Annotated in this window: 1 protein-coding gene; it reads left to right on the forward strand. The window is 37.4% G+C overall.

Annotated features, from left to right (window positions below; translation table 11 throughout):
- The coding region (locus BXU01_RS23430; protein WP_123774184.1) for an amino acid adenylation domain-containing protein at positions 1-1,338 on the forward strand (1,338 nt) is incomplete at both ends.

Here is a 1,338-nt window from a genome sequence, read left to right on the forward strand (position 1 = left end):
TACAGAAGAAAAAGAGCAGTTATTATTTGAATTTAATGATACGTCAGTTTATTATCCAAAAGATAAAAGTGTAATTGACTTGTTTGAGAATCAGGTATGTAAAACCCCTGATAATATTGCCGTTGTGTTTGAAGGAGCGTCTTTAACCTATAAGGAACTAAACGAAAAATCAAACCAGTTAGCAGGCTATTTAACAGAAAGCGGAGTTACGGTAAATACTCATGTTTTTTTCTATCTGGAAAGAGGAATAGATTATTTGGTTTGTATGCTGGGTGTTTGGAAATCCGGTGCTTATTTCACGCCTTTGGATGTTGAAGTACCCCTGGAGAAAAACAAACGTACCATTGGACAGGTGAAGGATTGTTTTGTTGTTACGACACAAAATTTTGTTTCTCAGGCGCAGGAAATGCAGGCAGACGCTACGATATTGGTTTATGATGACAGTATTATAAACCAATACAGTAAAGATAATCATGATGTTGTTTTATTGGGCGATTCACTTTCCTACATCATTTTTACTTCCGGATCTACCGGAATACCAAAAGGGGCAATGGTGGAACATTCGGGAATGTTAAATCATTTATGGGCAAAGATTAATGATTTTAATATTACAGCATCAGATAATGTTGCCCAAACTTCCACCCATACTTTTGATGTCAGTATCTGGCAATTTACCGTTGCGTTATTAGTTGGAGGAAAAACGACTATTTTGACAGGAGAAGATGCGTGGAATCCTAAAAAACTATTGAGTCATATTGCTGCCAATTCTATAACCATATTTGAGAGTGTTCCGGCACATTTTTCTATTTTGTTAGACTTTTTGTCCAAAGAACAAGTGCTCCCAGATTTAAAAGCATTCCGTTATTTAATGATGAACGGCGAGGCTTTGCCTGTTGAATACTGCAAAAAATGGTTCGAATATTATCCATCTGTTTCCATGGCAAATGTTTATGGCCCTACAGAATGTTCAGATGATATTACGCATCATATTTTTGAGAGCTGTTTGCAAGACTGGACGGGTTATGTACCTATTGGGAAACCTATTCAAAACATGCACATTTACATTCTGGATAAAAATCTAAACTTAGTACCAAAGGGTGTTACAGGCGATTTGTATACCTCTGGCGCAGGAGTTGGAAAAGGATATCTGAATGACGATGAGAAAACAAAACAGGTTTTTATAGCAAACCCATATTGCAGGTCTGCAGATGATAAAGTATTGTACAAAACCGGTGACCTTGCCAAATGGCTTGCCGATGGTACACTTGATTTTGCAGGCAGGGCAGACGAGCAGGTTAAAATTCGCGGAATAAGAATTGAACTTGGGGAAATAGAAAC

It is taken from the genome of [Flexibacter] sp. ATCC 35103, assembly GCF_001975985.1.
In the GTDB taxonomy this organism is placed as follows: domain Bacteria; phylum Bacteroidota; class Bacteroidia; order Flavobacteriales; family Flavobacteriaceae; genus Flavobacterium.